The sequence below is a fragment of the Photobacterium sanguinicancri genome, assembly GCF_024346675.1.
Lineage (GTDB): Bacteria > Pseudomonadota > Gammaproteobacteria > Enterobacterales > Vibrionaceae > Photobacterium > Photobacterium sanguinicancri.
In genome coordinates, this window is the sequence record NZ_AP024850.1 from 1,374,049 (window position 1) to 1,393,083 (window position 19,035).

General features: G+C 43.6%; 18 protein-coding genes. 2 read left to right on the forward strand and 16 right to left on the reverse strand.

Going from position 1 to position 19,035, the window contains the following annotated elements; genetic code table 11:
• Window positions 1-31: 31 nt before the first annotated feature.
• Both OCU87_RS06585 and OCU87_RS06590 read right to left on the reverse strand, forming a co-directional pair.
• Window positions 32-790, reverse strand: a complete 759-nt coding sequence (locus OCU87_RS06585) for an enoyl-CoA hydratase-related protein (protein WP_062688774.1) — start codon at window positions 788-790, stop codon at window positions 32-34.
• A 218-nt stretch (window positions 791-1,008) separates the two neighbouring features.
• Complete coding sequence (locus OCU87_RS06590; RefSeq protein WP_062688777.1) at window positions 1,009-1,224, reverse strand: VF530 family protein; 216 nt, start codon at window positions 1,222-1,224, stop codon at window positions 1,009-1,011.
• Window positions 1,225-1,377: 153 nt separating this feature from the next.
• Between OCU87_RS06590 and OCU87_RS06595 the strand changes: the two genes are divergently transcribed.
• Window positions 1,378-1,851, forward strand: coding sequence for a YehS family protein (locus OCU87_RS06595; protein WP_062688778.1), 474 nt, complete (start codon window positions 1,378-1,380; stop codon window positions 1,849-1,851).
• A 118-nt stretch (window positions 1,852-1,969) separates the two neighbouring features.
• Here the strand turns inward: OCU87_RS06595 and OCU87_RS06600 are convergent, their stop codons facing one another.
• The 9 genes from OCU87_RS06600 to queE form a co-directional block, all read right to left on the reverse strand.
• The gene (locus tag OCU87_RS06600) at window positions 1,970-2,539 is read right to left on the reverse strand and encodes a hypothetical protein (RefSeq protein WP_261858052.1); all 570 of its coding nucleotides are present in this window, start codon (window positions 2,537-2,539) and stop codon (window positions 1,970-1,972) included.
• 229 nt (window positions 2,540-2,768) lie between these two features.
• A complete protein-coding gene (locus tag OCU87_RS06605; protein WP_062688782.1) occupies window positions 2,769-3,347 on the reverse strand; it encodes a rhodanese-like domain-containing protein in 579 nt (192 codons plus the stop codon).
• Between the two features lie 37 nt (window positions 3,348-3,384).
• A complete protein-coding gene (locus OCU87_RS06610; RefSeq protein WP_062688865.1) occupies window positions 3,385-3,831 on the reverse strand; it encodes a MauE/DoxX family redox-associated membrane protein in 447 nt (148 codons plus the stop codon).
• Between the two features lie 368 nt (window positions 3,832-4,199).
• Window positions 4,200-4,997 (reverse strand): hypothetical protein, encoded by a 798-nt coding sequence (locus OCU87_RS06615; protein ID WP_261858053.1) that lies wholly within the window; start codon window positions 4,995-4,997, stop codon window positions 4,200-4,202.
• A 2-nt stretch (window positions 4,998-4,999) separates the two neighbouring features.
• Window positions 5,000-5,512: a hypothetical protein gene (locus OCU87_RS06620; protein WP_261858054.1), complete on the reverse strand. Its 513-nt coding sequence runs from the start codon at window positions 5,510-5,512 to the stop codon at window positions 5,000-5,002.
• A gap of 328 nt (window positions 5,513-5,840) precedes the next feature.
• A complete protein-coding gene (gene asnS, locus OCU87_RS06625; RefSeq protein WP_062688867.1) occupies window positions 5,841-7,241 on the reverse strand; it encodes an asparagine--tRNA ligase in 1,401 nt (466 codons plus the stop codon).
• Between the two features lie 99 nt (window positions 7,242-7,340).
• Window positions 7,341-8,960 carry a methyl-accepting chemotaxis protein gene (locus OCU87_RS06630; RefSeq protein ID WP_062688788.1) on the reverse strand — a complete coding sequence of 540 codons (1,620 nt, stop codon included), beginning with the start codon at window positions 8,958-8,960 and terminating at the stop codon, window positions 7,341-7,343.
• A 366-nt stretch (window positions 8,961-9,326) separates the two neighbouring features.
• A complete protein-coding gene (locus tag OCU87_RS06635) occupies window positions 9,327-12,143 on the reverse strand; it encodes a hydrogenase expression protein HypA (protein WP_261858055.1) in 2,817 nt (938 codons plus the stop codon).
• A gap of 310 nt (window positions 12,144-12,453) precedes the next feature.
• Complete coding sequence (gene queE, locus OCU87_RS06640; protein ID WP_062688793.1) at window positions 12,454-13,122, reverse strand: 7-carboxy-7-deazaguanine synthase QueE; 669 nt, start codon at window positions 13,120-13,122, stop codon at window positions 12,454-12,456.
• Between the two features lie 218 nt (window positions 13,123-13,340).
• Between queE and mlc the strand changes: the two genes are divergently transcribed.
• A complete protein-coding gene (gene mlc / locus OCU87_RS06645; RefSeq protein ID WP_062688795.1) occupies window positions 13,341-14,558 on the forward strand; it encodes a sugar metabolism global transcriptional regulator Mlc in 1,218 nt (405 codons plus the stop codon).
• A gap of 286 nt (window positions 14,559-14,844) precedes the next feature.
• Here the strand turns inward: mlc and OCU87_RS06650 are convergent, their stop codons facing one another.
• From OCU87_RS06650 to OCU87_RS06670, 5 genes are read right to left on the reverse strand one after another with little or no spacing between them, the layout of a single operon-like run.
• Window positions 14,845-15,504, reverse strand: a complete 660-nt coding sequence (locus tag OCU87_RS06650; protein WP_261858056.1) for an HAD family hydrolase — start codon at window positions 15,502-15,504, stop codon at window positions 14,845-14,847.
• A gap of 1 nt (window position 15,505) precedes the next feature.
• Window positions 15,506-16,525 (reverse strand): ABC transporter ATP-binding protein, encoded by a 1,020-nt coding sequence (locus tag OCU87_RS06655; protein ID WP_261858057.1) that lies wholly within the window; start codon window positions 16,523-16,525, stop codon window positions 15,506-15,508.
• A complete protein-coding gene (locus tag OCU87_RS06660) occupies window positions 16,522-17,310 on the reverse strand; it encodes an ABC transporter permease (protein ID WP_094956210.1) in 789 nt (262 codons plus the stop codon). The genes OCU87_RS06655 and OCU87_RS06660 overlap by 4 nt, the downstream gene beginning before the upstream one ends.
• Window positions 17,310-18,200: an ABC transporter permease gene (locus tag OCU87_RS06665; protein WP_261858058.1), complete on the reverse strand. Its 891-nt coding sequence runs from the start codon at window positions 18,198-18,200 to the stop codon at window positions 17,310-17,312. Before OCU87_RS06665 ends, OCU87_RS06660 begins: the two co-directional genes overlap by 1 nt.
• Window positions 18,197-19,012 (reverse strand): alkaline phosphatase family protein, encoded by an 816-nt coding sequence (locus OCU87_RS06670; protein ID WP_261858059.1) that lies wholly within the window; start codon window positions 19,010-19,012, stop codon window positions 18,197-18,199. Before OCU87_RS06670 ends, OCU87_RS06665 begins: the two co-directional genes overlap by 4 nt.
• Between the last annotated feature and the right edge of the window lie 23 nt (window positions 19,013-19,035).

Here is a 19,035-nt window from a genome sequence, read left to right on the forward strand (position 1 = left end):
CCTTGCCTTGCCTTGCCTTGCCTTGCTTTGACTAAAACTGACTAAAATCAGCAGGTCGCTTTTCGAGGAACGCGGTGATCGCTTCTCGTGCTTCTGGTTGAGTAAGGAGGTGGAACAACTGTTTATTTTCCGCATCAACAGTGTCGATCAATTCATTTACTTCAAAATCTACCAACATAGATTTGCTGATTTGCATCGCTGAGGGTGGAAGTAAAGTAAGTTGATCTAAACAGCTATTCGCATCTTCCATTGGGTTATAGCTTAGGCTAGTAACAAACCCTAAACTGAGAGCTTCTTCTGCCGTCATGATTTCACCGAGCATCAGCATCGCTTTGGCTTTTCGGATACCAATTAGGCGTGACAAATACTGGCTTGATGCAAATTCAGGGCATAGTCCTAATTGAGCGAAGGGCGTTTTGAAAAAAGCATGCGGTGAAATGAACACAAAATCACAAAACTGTAAAAGGGTAGTGCCAATACCAATGGCTGCACCTTCTACAACAGCGACTACAGGTTTCTTATTACGTATTAGTGCTTTGATGAAGCGACCTGCGTGGTTGTCTTGAGCGCCATGAGAGATAGCAAGGAAGTCTTGCATATCATTGCCACTGGTAAAAACACCCCCTTGCGCATGCAGTAAAATAGCGCGCACGCTATTGTTGCTTTGGCATGCCTCAATAGTGTCTGCCAGTGCTTTATACATGTCTTGGTTGATGGCATTTTTAGCTGATGGTCGGTCAATCTCAAGCGACAGAATGTGATTTTCTTGAGTGACATTTATCCCGAGCATTGCGTTCTCCTTCCCTGTGAACGTTATGGTAGTCGTTACAGTTAGGTTAGCTCAAGTTAGAGTTATTACCCTATAAAGATCAAATATAATGCCTATAAGTGGGATGGTCAGCGGACTTGAATGTAAAGCAAGGAGGAGGAAGCGTGATATTAAGAAGTGGTGTTAACTGATATGGTATTAAGAGCCAGCGTTACTAGCTCTTATTCTAAACCTGCGAATTACTTTTGAACCATATCGATATAAAGTGCTTCAACTTTGGTGCGCGCCCATTCTGTTTTGCGTAAAAACTTAAGGCTCGATTTGATGCTTGGATCTTGGTTGAAGCAACGAATGTCGATGCGATAACCTAGTTCATCCCAACCATAATGCTCAACCAATTCTGTAAGAATTTTTTCGAGGGTAATGCCGTGTAGCGGATTGTTTACTTGTGTCATAGTGTTCTATCTCGTTTAAGAACCGCAACTATAGCAGGTAAGTAAAGAAATAATATCGCTTTAGGAATAAAGTTGCGCTGATGTCTGGTAAAATACGGCAAAATTTCGCAGTGAGTCATCTTGACTGAGCTGTAATAAACCTAGGACATACTTGTGGTCAACAACGATATCTTACGCCGTATTCGCTATACTTTTGATTTTAATGACGCAGAGATGATTACTATCTTTGCTGCTGCAGAGCATGAAGTCACTAGAGAGCAAGTTAGTGATTGGTTGAAGAAAGACGATGATGACGCTTTCAAAAAATGTACAGATCTTGAGCTGTCTATTTTTCTAAATGGTTTAATCAACCACAAACGTGGTAAGAAAGAAGGCGAGCAACCTAAGCCTGAAGCACGTTTAACGAATAACATGATTTTCATGAAGCTACGTATCGCACTGAACTACCGTGCTGAAGATGTGTTGGAAATCCTGGAAAGCATCGACTTTAAATTAAGTAAGCATGAGCTTAGCGCGTTTTTCCGTAAGCCTGAAAACAAACACTACCGTGAGTGTAAAGATCAGATCTTACGTAACTTCTTATTAGGTGTTCAACGTAAAGAACGCCCAGAAGTAGAATCTGAATAATACGAAATAGAATTGATTATACGAAGTATAGTCAGCACCACGTATAGATAGAGATAATAAAAGGCTACCTTTGGGTAGCCTTTGTTGTATCTAGGGCTTGCTCGTAAATTAGCCGCCCCTAATGATTTAGTATTATTTCGCCGTCATGCTCAGTCAACAGCATTTTTTGGATGTTGAAACCACAAAGCATGAGAATAAGGCACCAGTTTAAAAAAGGTAGGGTGCTTTCTTCTAGGCTAATCGACAGTTGAGCGGGCTTCCACTGAAACGCTTCACAAAGGCTCTCGACTGTAATACCTGTAAAGGTATTGTCACCAATAATGCGCTTAAATTCTTTTTCGGTAGGCATTTCAAAAGCGTTTTTATTTTTAAACGCTGTTGGTTTAAATGCGCGCATGACTTTTCTTGCATCAACATCAATAGGTTGACCATTGTTTTGAATGTTTGGTCGACCTGCTAGAGCTGCGAGAAAACACCAGCAAGGGTAAGGGATCTCAGACACATTATCCGGTTCGCGCTTATAGCGTGACATCCAATCAGAGAGTTTTTTCTCTTGTAGACCAGTTAAATGAGCAAGGGTTGCTGAATCATAACCATATTCTTTTAGTTGGTTAATAATTTCAGCGACTTCAGAAACGAAGGGTTTGGCCCATTGGCTTGCTGGCACTAGGGTGTTTTCTCTGATCATAATAGACTCATGTGGTTTAGCGTTGCTGCTTACCGAGATAAGCGGATAGGCGTAAGCTTATTCTAACCCTGCAACCAAGTCTATTTACGATAGCCTGCTTGTTACATATTTTACTTTATTGTTGGTATATCGGTCAGTTGGTAGTGCCCTAACAGTATTGAAGGAAAAGGCTGGCCATCATATCTGACGGCCCACCTTTTTAATATTGAAAGTAATTGTGAGGGAAGAGTTATAGCGAAGCGGTTTTAAAGCCAGCGCCTTTCCACGCAAAAATACCACCAGGGTAACGATAGACATTGGTGTAACCGAGCTTCACTGCCCAAGCAGCAGCATTATGGCTACGACTGCATTTCACGAAACCACAGTAAAAGACCAAGGTTTTACTCTTGTCTTCACCAAGAAGCTGGGTGAAGTCCTCAACTGATTTTTGGTCGGTTAATGCTGAATCCCACTCTGGCATATTAGGGATAGGAAACTCGAATTGCATAGCACTTGGGATATGTTCTTTCTTGTAGCTGTCTTTGAACGGCATTGCATCGACAATCATTACATCAGTATCTTGTTCGGTGAGTGCTTTGAGCCCGTTAGTGTCGATAAGCTGATAGTTGCCAGCTAGGGTTTCATTATGAAGCTTGATGGCCACTTGTTCTGTCTCTACTTCGGCTTTGAATTTACCGCCGAACAGCCCTGCATTGGCACTCAACGGTAAGGTTAACAATGCGCTGGCAAGAATAAGAATGTTGAGTGAAAAGCTGCGTCCGATACGTAGGAAAGAAAGCGAGTGCAAAGATGCCTTGTTTTGTCTCATGATTGTATCCTTATAAAAGTAGGCTTGCGCCGCGACATCAGACGGTTGGTGTCATCGCGCGGTGGTTTGCCAAGTTATTGAAATAATAAAGTGCTGCTGAAACACTAAGGATTAGCAGTAAGATGATAAATTGTGGCTGAAGTGTGCTGTACACTTCTGACTGAAGCGAACCCGGAAGGTAGCAGCCGCAATCAAAATGTAAGCCTTGATGAAGCGCTAGCCCCAATAGGGCAATGTGTATGCTAAAAGCCGCAATAACAGGAATTAATGTTGTAATGCCAAAGTAGGTGGTGAGTGCGCTAATGCCAAGCACAAGCGGTAAGGCAAAAGCGATTGATTCGGCATACATAATAGGGACGATGCCAGTATCGCTAAGTAGTAATCTAGTGTGTTCCGATAAGACAAATCCTTTGACCGTGAGCGCCGCCGCACACAGCAGCACAAAAGAGGTAACAAAAAGATGGAAATACCCTTTAGTTTTCATAAATTGATCGCTTCCTTTTGTATTGCCCGATTTCAGAGCTGTCGAATCAACAGCCAAAACCTAATCTGGCAAACCTGTTTGGCTTGAATTCCTTAAGTCAGAATTTTTTCTGCCCTTGAGGTAGGTTGGGTAACCACAAGAGGGATTGAAGTAATGCTAAGTGACCGAATGCGTATAATACCTGACCAGTAGCAAATGAACCTTGATGCAGGTAGCGAAAATGCGCCCTTACTTTGTTGTCGAGAGAGCGAACGTGTTGAAAAATAGGAGAATGTTCAAGAGGTAAGGTGGATAGTTAAAGGGGGGAATATCAGTGATAAAAAAGGCCACCCGAAGGTCGCCTTTTACAATGCTTATGAGCTAGTTTCTTATTTTAATGTGTAGAATGTTTGACCTGCTAGATTGCCATGTTTTACAAAGTCACCGCCTGGTTCACTAGATCCTTTTGTTCGCCACCCATAGAGTCCATTTGACGTTGGATCTGTAAATTTCGCAAGTGCGTTAGCTTTTGCCGCATTAAGTGCTGCTGTTACGAAATTTGAATAGGTTTCTCTTTCAGGATGATTATAGTTATTGGCGATTGTCATGATGAGAGATAGGTTATTGCTGATAGATTCAATGAGACTAGGGTAGCCTTCAAAGCCGTGAAATTGATTTCTGGCGGTAATGACATCTTTATAAGTGACATTTGTATTCGTACTAATTGCAAATCGAGAAGGTTTATTGTCGGCCTTACGGTTTTCTATTACCTGACGCATCCAAAGCATAGAGGTAGACGCATCAACTTCTTTATAGCGAGGGCTACTAGGATTAACGGATTCTGCAATAAATAGTCTTGCGAGTAGGCCTTGTTCGGTATTTTTCTCGGGTAATTGAATGATTTTTTTAGCAAATACTTCAATATCTAGAGTTGCTTCTTTTGCTCCCGCTTTTGCTTTTAATGTCGTTTTACCAACAGCGGTGGCTTTTATATCGATTGTCCACTGACCTTTACCGCCATTATATGGGTTGGGTTTTAAGGTTGAAGTAATTTGTTTTCCACTAGTGAGTGTTATGTCTTTGGCTATCCGTGCCGTTAGCCCATTAGTTCTAAGGCGTTTAATATCATTTTTAGGGATTTTAACAGAGCTGATTGTTATTCCTCGACTGTCGATAAAACTGGTCATTATTATTCCTTTATTTTGATGGTTAAATGTTCGCCTTCAACAACAGCATCGTAAATGCGTTTTGATGCCCAAACTTTATCAACAAGAAAAGTACTGCTTCCTACATCATCTGCGCTGTCAACAACGTGATTGAGTAAATCAATTCTCTGCATATTGGCGTTGGATTGGATGAACGCCCAACTTTCGTTATCTTTAGTACTGATGGGTAAAATCCAAAGTTCCTTACCTTGGTGCCAATAAACGTAAGTAGTGAGATCGGATGGGGAATATCGACTTAAATAAATGTGGTGTTCGAGTTGTTCACTTTTATTGGTGATGATTTGTGAAATCTGCTGTATCAGTGCGCTGTGACTTTTTAGGGTGCTGACAGGGATACCAGTAAAAGGTTGCTTACTGCTTTGATCCGATGCGCTTGCTGTCGCCGAGAAAAGCGATAGACAAAATATGATGGTAGCAAGCGCAAGGGTAGACAGTAACAAATGGCTTGCTGATAACGATGTTTTTATAATCGGCATAGTGATTTACCCAACAGCAGAGTTAGACCTATTTAGGTACCTCTACTCGTGTGATTTGAAACGAATTGATTTTCAAAGGGTATCGTATTTTCTGTTCACGAAATCACTATAGCCATGTCATTGCGATCGAGAGTTGTTAAACCATAAGTGAGTAGTTGAATTATTACAGAGATGTTGAAGTAAGTTCGTATCAGAGCGGCGTTTATATAAAGGGTTGTACTGTGTGGCTGGTGGGCTTGGTTTGCCAATATAGATAGAGACTGAGCAGAAGAGATAAAAAAGGCCACCCGAAGGTAGCCTTTTACAATGCTTGTGAGCGAACCTCTAATTAGAAGTTTGCAGAGCGTGGTGCACGTGGGAACGGGATTACGTCACGGATATTTTGCATGCCCGTTACGTAAGTCACTAGACGTTCAAAACCAAGACCGAAGCCAGAGTGAGGAACTGTACCGTAACGACGTAGGTCGCGGTACCAGTCTAGGTGAGTTGGGTCGATACCCATTTCGTCGATACGCTTGTCTAGAAGCTCTAGACGTTCTTCACGTTGAGAACCACCGATGATTTCACCGATACCAGGTGCTAGAACGTCCATTGCCGCTACTGTTTTACCGTCATCGTTCATACGCATGTAGAATGCTTTGATGTCTTTCGGGTAGTTTTTAACAACAACAGGAGCTTTGAAGTGTTCTTCTGCAAGGTAACGCTCGTGCTCAGAAGACATGTCGATGCCCCACTCAACATCGAATTCAAATTCGCGGCCAGAATCTTTTAGGATTTGGATTGCGTCAGTGTAATCAACTTGTGCGAAGTCAGAATCAACGAAGCTCTCTAGACGAGAAATTGCGTCTTTGTTGATGCGTTGTGCAAAGAACTCAAGATCGTCACGACGCTCTTCAAGTACTGCTTTAAACACATACTTCAGCATGTCTTCTGCTAGTTTTGCTACATCGTTAAGATCAGCAAAAGCAACTTCAGGCTCAACCATCCAGAATTCAGCTAGGTGGCGGCTTGTGTTTGAGTTTTCCGCACGGAACGTAGGGCCGAATGTGTACACTTTACTTAGTGCACAAGCATACGTTTCAGCATTTAGCTGGCCAGATACCGTTAGGAACGTTTCTTTACCGAAGAAGTCTTTATCGAAATCGACTTCACCAGCGTCAGTCATTGGTGTGTTCACAAGATCAAGCGTTGATACGCGGAACATTTCACCCGCACCTTCACAGTCAGACGCTGTGATAAGTGGTGCAGACATCCAGAAGTAACCTTGCTCGTGGTAGAAGCGGTGGATAGCTTGCGATAGACAGTTACGAACACGCGCTACAGCACCAATCATGTTAGTACGAGGACGAAGGTGAGCCACTTCACGAAGGTATTCGATTGAGTGACGAGTTTTCGCCATTGGGTATGTGTCTGGGTCTTCAACTAAACCAACAACTTTTACATTTGTTGCAGCTAGTTCAAAATCTTGACCTTTAGCAGGAGACTCAACAATCTTACCAGTGACCTCAACAGAGCAACCAGTTGTCAGTTTAAGTACTTCTTCCTGGTAATTATTTAACTCATTTGGGACCACGGCCTGAATCGGGTCGAAACAAGAGCCGTCATAAATGGCAAGAAAAGAGATCCCAGCTTTGGAATCACGACGTGAGCGGATCCAACCGCGGACAGTGACTTCAGTGTCTACTGCCAGCTTTCCGCTTAATACGTCTGTTACAGGCGCGTAAGTCATGTTTAAATTATTCTCCGTTAAGGCACTTTGGTCGTAATTGACATATTGTGCTTTAAGATACATTCCGAAGCATTAATATTACCTGTCTTACGTCAAGCATCAAGCTTTGTTATCACTTGAAAGCGTAAATTGATGAAGTAATCGCTCTAATTGCTCTGCTAACTGTTCAAGATTTACACTAATCTCTTTAGATTGCATGGCATGAGATGAAGTTTCATCCGCATGACGGGTAATGGTTTCAATTTTTATATTTACTGAATCTGCCATATTGGCTTGTTCGGCACTTTGTTGCTGAATGTCATTCGCATGCGTGTTAACTACCTGAATATGATTACCTATATCAGATAAAGCTTGTGACAACTGTTCAATGGTTTCCATTTTTGCGTAGGCTGTTTTACAGGTATCTTCTACTGCTTTGGCTGATGCCTCACTGCCTTGATGTAAAACTTCAATAATGGTTTGGATATCGCCTGTTGCTTGGTGGGTACGTGTCGCAAGATTACGCACTTCGTCGGCAACGACGGCAAAGCCACGTCCTTGTTCTCCCGCGCGTGCCGCTTCTATCGCAGCGTTTAATGCGAGTAGGTTAGTTTGTTCAGCAATCCCACGAATGACATCCAAAATTGTTGTCACTTGGCTGCTTTGTTCATTCAGGTGGTTTATTCGTGTTTGCACGTTCTCAATATCTTTCACTAAGTAACGAATGTCATCGCCAGCACTGATCGCCAACTGTGTACCCTGGCGTGCGGAGTCGGACGCATTTTGACTTAGGGTGGCGGCTTCTGCGGTGCGTTGCTCAACATTGTGCTGTTGTTGTTGCATGTGTTCTATTGCCGCACCAATGTCAGTGGTTTCCGATCGCTGTGATTCGACTGCATGAGTGGTCTTGGAGGCAACACAGATTAGTTCATTTGCTTGAAGTGTCAGTGATTCTGATGTGGTTTGCACCTGTTGTAAGCTTGCAGAGAAGTTATCGAGCAGTTGATCGTAGCTTTGGCAGAGTTCACCAATTTCATCTTGGCGTGTTTCGTTCAGGCGTGAGCTAAGGTCTTTATTAATACTGGTGTGCTTCATGTAGTTTGATACACGGCGTAGCGGACGCACGATAATGCGGCGAATCATGAATAAAGCGAATAAGAAGCCAGTACCGGCAATTAATGCCATGATCCCGCCTGCAAGTAATAGCTCTTTGTTGACACGCTCATAGAGTGGGCCGAGGCTATATTCAAGGCGGACAACCCCCAGTACTTCACCTTCTGGCACTATGTGGCACGACAAACAATTTGTACCACGATAATCACTGCTCGCTTTCATAGGGAGAGCAACCAGTAAGTTTTGCCCATTTGGGGTCTGAACTGTTTCAACAATTTGTTCGCCCAGCAAGGCACGGCGATCGAATTCATCAACAGGAGTTTGACCTTTCAAACCCGCACCAAAATATTTGGTGATGCCTTCGCCGCGGATCACACGGACATTGTCGATACCTGAGTGTGACAGTACTTTTTGACGAAGAGTTTCTCGCTGTCCCATAGCACCCGTTAACATCATCATGTTCAAGCTATCAAAATAGTTGCCAGCTTTATCGAGCGTTTGCTCGCTAATTACTGATTGGAGCAAGGCTTTCTGTTGATAAGATTCATAGGTTAACGACGCGGCAAGTACCAGTGTAAAAACGGCTAGCAGTGTGAGTAATAGTTTGTGAGCAATGGTTAATCGCATGTATTTCTTCCTTAAAAGCGATTGATGACGCTGCGGTCTAATGCCGCTTGTTGTTTGAAGTTGACTCTTTAATTTGACGAATTATTCGGTGTCTCTGACCGTACGCAGTGTGGAAGGATGATCACACATATTGATATGTTACTGATTAAAAATGTTAATCATTGGTTTTGGTATGGTTATTGTGATGTGGCGCATGCAATTGCATACTTTGTAATGTGATAGCGGAGGATAAAACTGACACAGATGAATTTATCAGATTTATTTGTCACAAATGAAACGGAAATCGCGCCAAAACTTTGTCGTTAAGGCGCGATGCATTGTTTTTAATTGTTATTAAATAGTAGCCAATTGTGACGCCACACTCCGTTATGGCGTAACGTATTCACAAGCACGTCCGTCATCAAGTATTGTGCCGTTTGCAATACCGGGTGGACGGGGTTGTGGCTGTCCTTCTGGCACAACTGGCGGTTGAATCGTCGTCACATTTGGCACGTCACTGGCGCTAATAAAGGTGATTGTATCGCTCCAAACTTCACCCTCATCGGTGGCAAATTGTAGCGCTGCTTGCCAGCGTGTTTGATGATTGAAGGCTTTAATTGTAAAGCGTAAGCCATCTGATTCTGTCATGGTGATACGCTCATTAAGCGAGCCATCAACAGCTTGATAAAACAGACTGCCGTTTTCATCTATTTTCCAATGTATATCAATGTTGAAACCACAACCTGCAGAATCGATATATTTTCCACGGAAAAAATCGCCATCGAATTCATCACTTAGTTTGAGAAAGCGTGAGCTGTCGCTGGCAAACTTTAGGGCTTTGTCATCGCTTGCAATACCGGTTTCACCAATTAACATTACTTCGTTAAAACGAACGACTTTATTATCCCAACCGACCATACAAGCCGCAGTTTCATTCTGATATTGGACTTGGGTTGATTTAGTTAAGGGTGCTACGGTCGTCATATCCCAACCAGAATCACCAGTGGTACACGCGGTGAGTTCAAACGGTGAATATTCTTTGTTGATAGACGAAAAGATAGAGTTTATTACAGGGCCAAAAGGATCAAAGCGCGAGAAGAACACTTTATAGGCATAGAGGTTAGTGTTTCGATCTCGGCTGGTGACTGCCATTAAATCAAAATCTTGTTCTTGGGCTGGATCCCAGTTGATCTTGAGGTAACCTTCAGGCGTGTGCGCCCAAGTGCGATCGTTAAACTGACGATCACCATTGATGTAGTATTCCCATGTGTTGTCAGGTTTTAGGATGACGGTGTCGATATCGCCAGTATCTGTTAGTTGGACTAGATGTTGGTTAATTAGCCCATCAACATCACTGGCGGTAAAGCGTTCATCGCCGCCACACTCAATAATTGCGTTGAGGTACTTATCCGTTGTAGCTGTTGAGGTATCCCCAAAGCTACAGCGACCAAAGGGTGGTAGGTTACTGCGGCTTGCTGCGGAAAAAATCTGCGCTTTGGCGTTGTTATCGAAACCTGCGAAATGGAAGGCTTCGAATTTCAATAAGGTTTCCCCAATGTTGACGAAGTTTCGGTCTTCCACCAAAAAGAGGTTGTTGGTGGTGAAGCGGTAACTATCATCAAGCTGTTTGACAATATCTGGCACCACAAATTGAATAAACTCGGTATTACCTAATGTGACAGGGGCGAAAGTGCCTTCCGTGAACACATCCCAGTTATCGCCCGCGACATTGAACCAGTAATAAGCAGTAAAAAAGCCGTCATCTTCAATGAACTCAACGACGAATCTATCAGATAAGGTAAAGCCTTTTACCTCTAATACTTGGCTGGCTCGTACATTACTCAAAACATCCTCAAGCGCGGTAATATGCACGCTGGGTTGAGCGGGTGCACTGACTCGGCAAGCATCGTTGTTGTCGCGGGTGTCACACAATAAATACTGTTCTTGTTGCGGTTGCCACGTGAAATAGAAGCCGTATGTATCCTCGGTAAATTCTGTCTCGGCAGGGATGTATTTACTGATGTGATGATTATCTTTCGATGACAAGAAATAACGGATCTTCTTACCTGAAAGCGGATACACTTTCACGCTCAAATTGTTACCCAGTTCTTCACTTCCTTGCAGGGCTGAATTGGACATGACGGCTATTTTTTTTGTGGTTAAGACAACTTTGTCGTAATCGAATAAGCCTTGCCAACCGCCACCTGTGAATACTTGCTTCGAAATATCATTAGATGAAAAGCGGGTGCTTTCACTGAAATAGGTAAAGTAAGTAGAAAAGTTGATGTCGGTGCTACCGTCTTTTCGCCAGCCTGTATCTGTCTGGCGGGTTTCGGCGCCATCATAAGCGTATTGGTTTGCATTGATACCGCTACCTTGGTTCGAATCAAAACTTTTTAGACGCCAATAACCGTCGGTTAATATCGCTTCGATGTTACCTTCTGCGCCGAGTTGCTCAGAGTAGGTACGATCGATAATGCCATCGGTAATATCTTTTACTTTGGTCAGTATTAAAATATTTTGCAGCGTCATGCCGAGTGTGCCTAATTGCGGACGTAAAGCCGATTCTATCTCGCTGTTTATCTGCGTCATGTAGGCAGTCGCTTCACGGAGTTTACGCACGTTAGGATCAACAACTGTTTCGAGAAATACCCCCCAATCACCTTTTTCGACGACACGTTTTGCGATGGCTTGGTAGGCGAGGGTACTGTTTAGTGACACGACCACTTCACCGCTGGTTAATGGCACCATGTAGAGGTATTTGGGTAAAGGGTCACCAATAATCACTTCAGGCTCATTGAAGAGATCAACCAAGAGTATGGCGTTCATTCTCAACGAGGTGTCGGCATCAAATTGATAGCCGCCATTGCTGAGTTTTTTCCAGCCAGACAGGGTAGAGGTACGATAGATTTTCCCTTGCCCGTCGATCAGTACCACTTTGAAATTCTTTTCTTGGAGGCTGGATAGGATATCAGCGTAAGCGGTACTAATAATATTGATTGATAGCGGTGATTTGGACTTGGGCGATGTTGATTGATAAGCCGTCGCTAGCCCTTCAGGTACATCTACCGTCACGGTAAATCGACTAGATATTTCAACAGCTTCTTGTGGTGCGACAACAGGATCATCACTGCCTCCACCACCACAGGCTGTTAATATTCCACCAAGCATGGCTACAGCCATGATGCGAATGAAAGCACGCATAGCAACTCCCCTGTTAAAACGGTAAATCGTGCAACTGCACGAAGGTTATGCTTGAACGCATTTCTCATCATGAATAGTTTAGTTAGCGCGAGAAATGTCGATCTATTTTGGGTGAGTATAGAAAGGCCAAGAGGGGGCTTGTGTGAAACTATGCGACCGATCTTGAAGATGGTGCTGAGGTCTAAAAAATAAGAATGTGTAAAAAGGTTGTACAGTAAAGAAGAGGAGTCAGCAAAATAAAGCTCAGTGCAATAAAGTATGCACTGAACTTAAATCACGTCACTCTTATTGAGATTGAGTGAAGGTTACCTTAAGCAATCGCGAGATATTTGTGTGTTTGAATCGATAAGCGCCAATTGCGTTTCACACAGGTTTCAATACACAGATCGGTAGCACGTGGTTTTTGGCTGATAGGCTGAAGGGCAATAGTCACATCGCTGCGTAATGCTTTGCCTTCGATCAATGCATTTAGTTGGTCGATGTCTTTTTGCGTGCCGACTGGGTGTTTGATTTCGTTAGCGCGTTCTAGGGCACTTGCAAGTACAGGTAACTTGGCTTTCATATTAATTTTAGGTGAAACCGTCACCCAGGTGGCTTCAGTCGTTAATACTTCAGATGTACCACTGGTTTCAATTTGACACTGAAATCCCGCACTTTCTAACGCTTGCGTCAGCGGCAGTAAATCATAGATGCAAGGTTCGCCACCTGTAATCACAACGTGTCTTGCGGTGTAGCCTTGGTCAATCAGTAACTGTACAACGCCATTTGCGTCGAGTTCTGTCCATAATGGTGAGTCTTCTTTTTTCGCCATGATGGTATCAAGGTCAGTAAAATCGCTTGGCTCTGCACTCCAAGTTTGTTTGGTATCGCACCAAGAGCAACCAACAGGACATACCTGTAATCGAACAAAAATGGCAGGAACTCCAGTGAAAACACCTTCACCTTGAATTGTTTCAAAGACTTCGTTTAATTTGTACACCGTAAACCTCAGTGGAGAATGCTAATTTCATTCAACGAAAAAATTACGCAAAATATTGCTTAGTAGCATGCCTTTTACCGTTATCAAGAGCCGGAATAATGCGCTAATTTGTAATTCATCGTGATGAGTATCACGTACTGGGAAGATTGAACTTCACAATTACTTCGCAAAGTAAAAAAATTCACCTGTACGTTTTTTTCTTATCAGGAGTATTGGCAATGTATGTCGCTCAGCCTGGACATATCGATCATATAAAACGAAACAATGCCGGCAGCGTCTATAAACTCATTGACCAGTTTGGGCCTATCTCTCGCATCGAATTATCAAAGCGAAGTCAGTTAGCACCAGCCAGTATTACCAAAATAACCCGTGAATTAATTGATGCGCATCTTATCAAAGAAACCCCGTATCAGGAATCAACAAGTCGTGGTCGCCCTGCGATTGGCTTAGTGCCCGCCAATGAAGGCTGGCAATTCATGTCATTGCGCTTGGGGCGAGGTTACTTAACCATCGCCTTGCACGAGTTAGGCGGCGATATTTTGGTGGAAGAACGCCAGAATATTGATGAACTTGAACAAGATGATGTGCTTAGTAAGCTGCTGGAAGAGATCAATACCTTTTTTGCTAATCATGTTAATGAAGTTGATCGTATCACGGCGATTGCAGTGTCGTTACCGGGTGTCGTGAACGCACATGATGGTGTGGTAGTGCAAATGCCGCATTATAATGTTGAGAACTTGGCCTTGGGGCCTGCACTTCATGAAGAAACTGGGTTACCTGTCTTTATTGGCAACGACACGCGTTCGTGGACATTAGCGGAAAAGTTGTTTGGTAATTCACGTGGTGTTGCTAATTCAATCTTGGTGTCGGTTCATCATGGTGTGGGTGCGGGTATAGTGCTTGATAACACCGTGCTACAAGGTCGTATTGGTAACGTAGGTGAATTGGGTCATATTCAAATCAAACCTTATGGTAAGCGATGCTTCTGCGGTAACCATGGTTGCCTTGAAACGGTTGCTAGTCTGCCTGCGATACTTGAACAAGTTGAAACACGGTTACGAGAAGGTCACCCGTCTTCACTTCATGGTCGTAAGGTGACGATTGAAAGTATCTGTGATGCGGCATTAGACAATGACACTTTAGCACGCCAAGTGATTATCGAATTAGGTCATCACCTTGGGCAAGCTATTGCGATCATGGTCAACTTGTTTAATCCAGAGAAGATCTTGATTGGTGGCGAGTTAAATCATGCCAAGAAAATTCTTTATCCTGCCATTATGGAATGTATCCGTACGCAATCATTGCCGGTTTACAATAAAGATTTAGAGATTGATGAAAGCTGTTTTTACACTCAAGCAACTATGCCAGGTGCAGCTTTGGTAAAACAGGCGCTTTACGATGGTCACTTATTGATGAAGTTGATCAACGAAGGATGAAAGCTTCGTTTGCTAGGTCTAGCAGTTGAACCCGAGCTATAAACTAACTTGAAATAAAAAAGCAGCCGAGTGGCTGCTTTTTTAATGTGTCTAATTTACGGTTTCTAGTTATACCAATCTGGGTAAGTAAATGTTCAGGTGATTGCGCAGGAAAAAGCACTGAAAACAAGGCGTAGATTGTAGATAGCTAGTTGTTCTATCTACAAAATCTATAACGCAGTTATCATTGATTTTAACCAGCAAGAACGATCAGTTACTTAGTTAGATTGGTATTAAGCTGTTGCAATTAATCCCAGCTTAATATCGTCCAGTTTGGTTGATCGGCATGAGCTTTGAGTTTTGGGCAAGGGTTAACCAAATAAGCAAAGTCAGCGTGTTCACACAAAGCCAGATCGTTGATTGAATCAGTAAAAAAATGCACTTCGCTGTAGTCTTTGTCTTGTGCTGCGAGCCACTGGTTAAGACGAATCACTTTGCCTTCACGATAACTCGGCACGCCTAATATCTGGCTGGTGTAGTGATTGTTAGATTCGACTAAATCGATACCGAGCGCGACGGGAATTCCTAAGCGACGACCAACGGCTTGCACTAGGAATGTCACTGAGGCTGAGATGATCACCATATCGATATTGTCACGCTTCAATTGTGCTATCAGTGTTTTAGACTGATTAAACTGCAGGGCTAAAATATGTGACTCCACACACTCTGCTACTAGCGCATCAACGTCTGCTTTAGGCATGTCGGCAAGGGGAGCCATCGAGAAGTTGAGGTAATCCTCCATATCTAACTTCCCTTCAGCGTATAAGCCCATTAATCGCTGATCTTCTGCGATAAAGCCTGCATCAGCCACAATACCTTTCTCAACTAAAAATTCATTCCAGATCATCGCGCAATCGGCGTTGATCAGGGTTTCATCCATATCAAAAACATACAAAGGGGTCGACATGCTACGCGCTCACAGGTTGAATTTCGTTAAGGTTAAACAATAGCTCTAATTGACTGCCAGCTGCGAGCAATCTTTCTGATGAACGGTTGAGTAAATCAACGGTTAGCTCACAATCATCGACATCCACTTGGTATCGAATGACGTTACCCAATAGTTGGTGGTTTTTAATGGTGCCTGTTTGTGGTGCAGATATATGATCACCGTATTGGCGGCCAGCCTCTTTCACGTAGATAGATTCAGGTCGGATAGCCACTTTCCAGCTTGTCTCGATATCAAAGAGTTGTTTGGCTTTGTCGGCATTAACCAAGTTGTAGTGACCCATGAATCCAGCTACAAACTCGTTGGCGGGTTGGGTGTAGATCTCTTCAGGTGATCCTGCTTGCACGATTTTCCCTTTGTCCATTAAGAAGATCCGATCCGACATGATCATGGCTTCTTCTTGATCATGGGTTACAAAGATAGTCGTAAGATCCATCTCTTTTTGAATGTCGCGGATCTGTTGGCGCAAATGCTTGCGGATCTTAGCATCCAGCGCTGACAGCGGCTCATCCAATAACAGAATACGTGGCTTAACAACCAGAGCACGTGCCAATGCCACCCGCTGGCGTTGACCGCCTGAAAGCTGATGAGGGTAGCGCTTTTCACGGCCACCAAGCTCAACTAAGCCAATAACTTTAGCGACTTCACGTTGGATATCGCTACTCGCCATCTTTTTCATTTTAAGGCCAAATGCGATGTTTTCTTCGACCGTCATATTGGGAAAAAGCGCGTACGATTGAAATACCATGCCAATGCCGCGTTGCTGTGGGGTTTGTTGAGTGATGTTCTCACCGTTAACCCAAATCTCGCCACCATTGAGAGGGTCTAACCCTGTCAGGCTACGTAAAAGTGTCGATTTACCACAACCACTCGGGCCGAGTAAGGTGATGAATTCCCCTTTTTCTATGGTGAAGTCAACATTTTCAAAGATAGTGTTATCACCAAAACGTTTGGTTAGGTTTTTCGCAGTTACATAACTCATGAGTTCGCTCCTCGGCTGAAACGACTTGCCAGCCAAGTCAGTACAAAAATAAATAGGAAGTAGGTCATCACCAGCGCAGACGTAAAGTGACCACTGGTATTACGCATGTTGTATAAATACATTTGCAGGGTTTCGTAGCGGGTGCCGACCAAAATATTGGCGAAGACAAACTCGCCCAGTAAGAAAGAGAAAGACAAGAACAGCGATGCCATTAAGCCTTTTTTCAAGTTCGGTAAAATAATCAGTAAGAAGGCTTTCGATGTGCTTGCCCCCAGCAGGTGGGCGGCATCCATCAAATCTTGCAGGTTGATAGCATCGAAGCTATTGGCAATGGCGCGGTACATAAACGGCAACGCAATGGTGAAATAGGTGCCAATCAAAATCCAAGGCGTGCCGATGAGTGCAATTTCACTGTCGGCATATAGCTGAAGCAAACCAACAGACGACACCACAGGCGGCACTGCGAAAGGTAACAAAATCAGCATATTCATGACTTTGTGAAGCTTAGGGAAGTAATAGAACACCACAAAAATCGTGGGAAGAATCAAGATTACGCTTAGCGTTAGTGCTGCAATACAGATAAACAGCGAGCGGCCAAAGGCATCAAGAAAACGGCTATCAGTCAGTAAGTTAATATACCAATCAAAGGTAAAACCATCGGGTAATACCGTTGCTCCCCAGCGCGAAGAGATTGAATAGACAAACGTCGCTAATATGGGAATAAGCATGATGCTGACAATCGAGTACACCACGGTTTTGTGGAAAGCTGTATTCAGGTTTTGCATTAGTTTTTCTTCCCTGCGTAGCTTTTAGCGATAAGCCACTGGTTAACAACAGTGATGAAAGCCAGCATTGCCATAAGGATGACCGAGATAGCGGCCGCTAGGTTAGGCTCAAGGAATAAATCCCCTGATACCAAGCTCGCAATACGAACGGTAATGATGTTGTAGTTGCCTGATGTCAGAGCGAACACACTGGCATACGCGCCAATGGCGTTGGCAATCAAAATAATCAAGGTGCCAAACAGGGCTGGTGACAGAACAGGTAAGGCAATCTTTAGCCAGTAATGCCAGGTTTTTGCACCTAACAGTGCAGCTGCCGCTTGCCAATCATCGTTTAGGGCATCAAAAGCTGGGTAGAGCAGTAACACTGCCAGTGGAATCTGAAAGTAGATATACAGAACCAATAAGCCCCATTTGCCATATAAATCAAAATCGCCTAATAAGCCGTACTGTCTTAGCAGCAGAGTGATAGCGCCGTTGGTACCTAAAATAATGATGAAGGCAAAGGCGAGAGGTACGCCAGAAAAGTTACTGCTCATGTTAGTGAAAGCGACGACACCATCGCGGATTTTAGAATCCACGCGGCGCAGCGATGAAACCAGCAGTGTTGCGATGGCGAGGCCAATAATGCTCGACCATATGGATAACCATAAACTGTTGCTGAACGCTTGCATCATGAAAGCAGAATCAAAGATCTCGCTATAGTTATCAAGTGCAAATTCATCGTCGTAAATGAAGCTGTTTACTAGCACCCAGATCATAGGGGCGAGCTGAAAAAGGTAGAAGAACACCGCAAAAGGCGCCAGCCAAAGCGCGGGCTTTAATTTGCTTAATCGACTTTTAATACGTGAAGAAGACGCAGGGGATGCCTGCGTCAGAGTCGAGCTACTCATAGGGCTAACAATTCCTGAGTATAAGGTTTGTTGTGGTCAAGGTTCATCAGTTGGCAAACCAAGCCGCAGATCTCTGTTTGTTTTACAGTTTTAGTGATGTCTTGCTGGTGGGTGAACTTGTCACCAATCACAAAGAAGGGCACTTCACGCTCTTCTGGCAAAATACCACCGTGTGATAAATCGTTGTTCATGCCGTGATCACTGGTGACGATCACTTGATAACCATCCGCTAGCCACTGCTCGATATAGTTAGATAAGTAAATGTCTGCACCACGGGCACTGTTGCGATACTGTCGTGAATCTAAACCAAACTTATGGCCGATATCGTCAATGTTCATCGGGTGGATCAACAAAAAATCTGGGTTATAAGTACGGCGTAAATACTCGGCATCTAAAAACAACGCCTCATCTGGGTAGTGATCCCAGTGATAGAAACAGCCATGTTGAATATTCATGGTTTCGTCATGGGTAATGCGATCACGCACGGCATTGTAAGGCGCTCGGTTATACAGCTCACTTACCCAATGGTATGCCGCTGCCGCTGTGACTTTGCCCTGAGATTTCGCCAAACTGAAAATGGAATCGTTATGCGATAAACGTGCAATGTCGTTGTTCACTATGCCGCTTTCGACAGGACGAATACCCGTTAAAATACATTCGTACAGTGGGCGAGACATCGACGGTAGCTCGCATTGTATTGGGTATAAGGTTGCTCGTTGCTGCTCAATTAGACCATTTAAGTAGCCCATACAATCACGGGCTACTTGGTAATTGAGGCCATCAAGCACAACTAAAATGACCTTGTTTTTCATCGTAATAATCTCTGTATCAGTCT

Coding starts and splice junctions, on each gene's coding strand:
- OCU87_RS06630 (WP_062688788.1), bottom strand. CDS start 8,960: ATGCGATTAACCATTGCTCACAAACTATTACTCACACTGCTAGCCGTT.
- OCU87_RS06585 (WP_062688774.1), bottom strand. CDS start 790: ATGCTCGGGATAAATGTCACTCAAGAAAATCACATTCTGTCGCTTGAG.
- OCU87_RS06615 (WP_261858053.1), bottom strand. CDS start 4,997: ATGACCAGTTTTATCGACAGTCGAGGAATAACAATCAGCTCTGTTAAA.
- OCU87_RS06610 (WP_062688865.1), bottom strand. CDS start 3,831: ATGAAAACTAAAGGGTATTTCCATCTTTTTGTTACCTCTTTTGTGCTG.
- OCU87_RS06620 (WP_261858054.1), bottom strand. CDS start 5,512: ATGCCGATTATAAAAACATCGTTATCAGCAAGCCATTTGTTACTGTCT.
- OCU87_RS06635 (WP_261858055.1), bottom strand. CDS start 12,143: ATGCGTGCTTTCATTCGCATCATGGCTGTAGCCATGCTTGGTGGAATA.
- OCU87_RS06665 (WP_261858058.1), bottom strand. CDS start 18,200: ATGAGTAGCTCGACTCTGACGCAGGCATCCCCTGCGTCTTCTTCACGT.
- OCU87_RS06590 (WP_062688777.1), bottom strand. CDS start 1,224: ATGACACAAGTAAACAATCCGCTACACGGCATTACCCTCGAAAAAATT.
- OCU87_RS06600 (WP_261858052.1), bottom strand. CDS start 2,539: ATGATCAGAGAAAACACCCTAGTGCCAGCAAGCCAATGGGCCAAACCC.
- OCU87_RS06605 (WP_062688782.1), bottom strand. CDS start 3,347: ATGAGACAAAACAAGGCATCTTTGCACTCGCTTTCTTTCCTACGTATC.
- mlc (WP_062688795.1), top strand. CDS start 13,341: ATGTATGTCGCTCAGCCTGGACATATCGATCATATAAAACGAAACAAT.
- OCU87_RS06660 (WP_094956210.1), bottom strand. CDS start 17,310: ATGCAAAACCTGAATACAGCTTTCCACAAAACCGTGGTGTACTCGATT.
- asnS (WP_062688867.1), bottom strand. CDS start 7,241: ATGACTTACGCGCCTGTAACAGACGTATTAAGCGGAAAGCTGGCAGTA.
- OCU87_RS06670 (WP_261858059.1), bottom strand. CDS start 19,012: ATGAAAAACAAGGTCATTTTAGTTGTGCTTGATGGCCTCAATTACCAA.
- OCU87_RS06655 (WP_261858057.1), bottom strand. CDS start 16,525: ATGAGTTATGTAACTGCGAAAAACCTAACCAAACGTTTTGGTGATAAC.
- OCU87_RS06650 (WP_261858056.1), bottom strand. CDS start 15,504: ATGTCGACCCCTTTGTATGTTTTTGATATGGATGAAACCCTGATCAAC.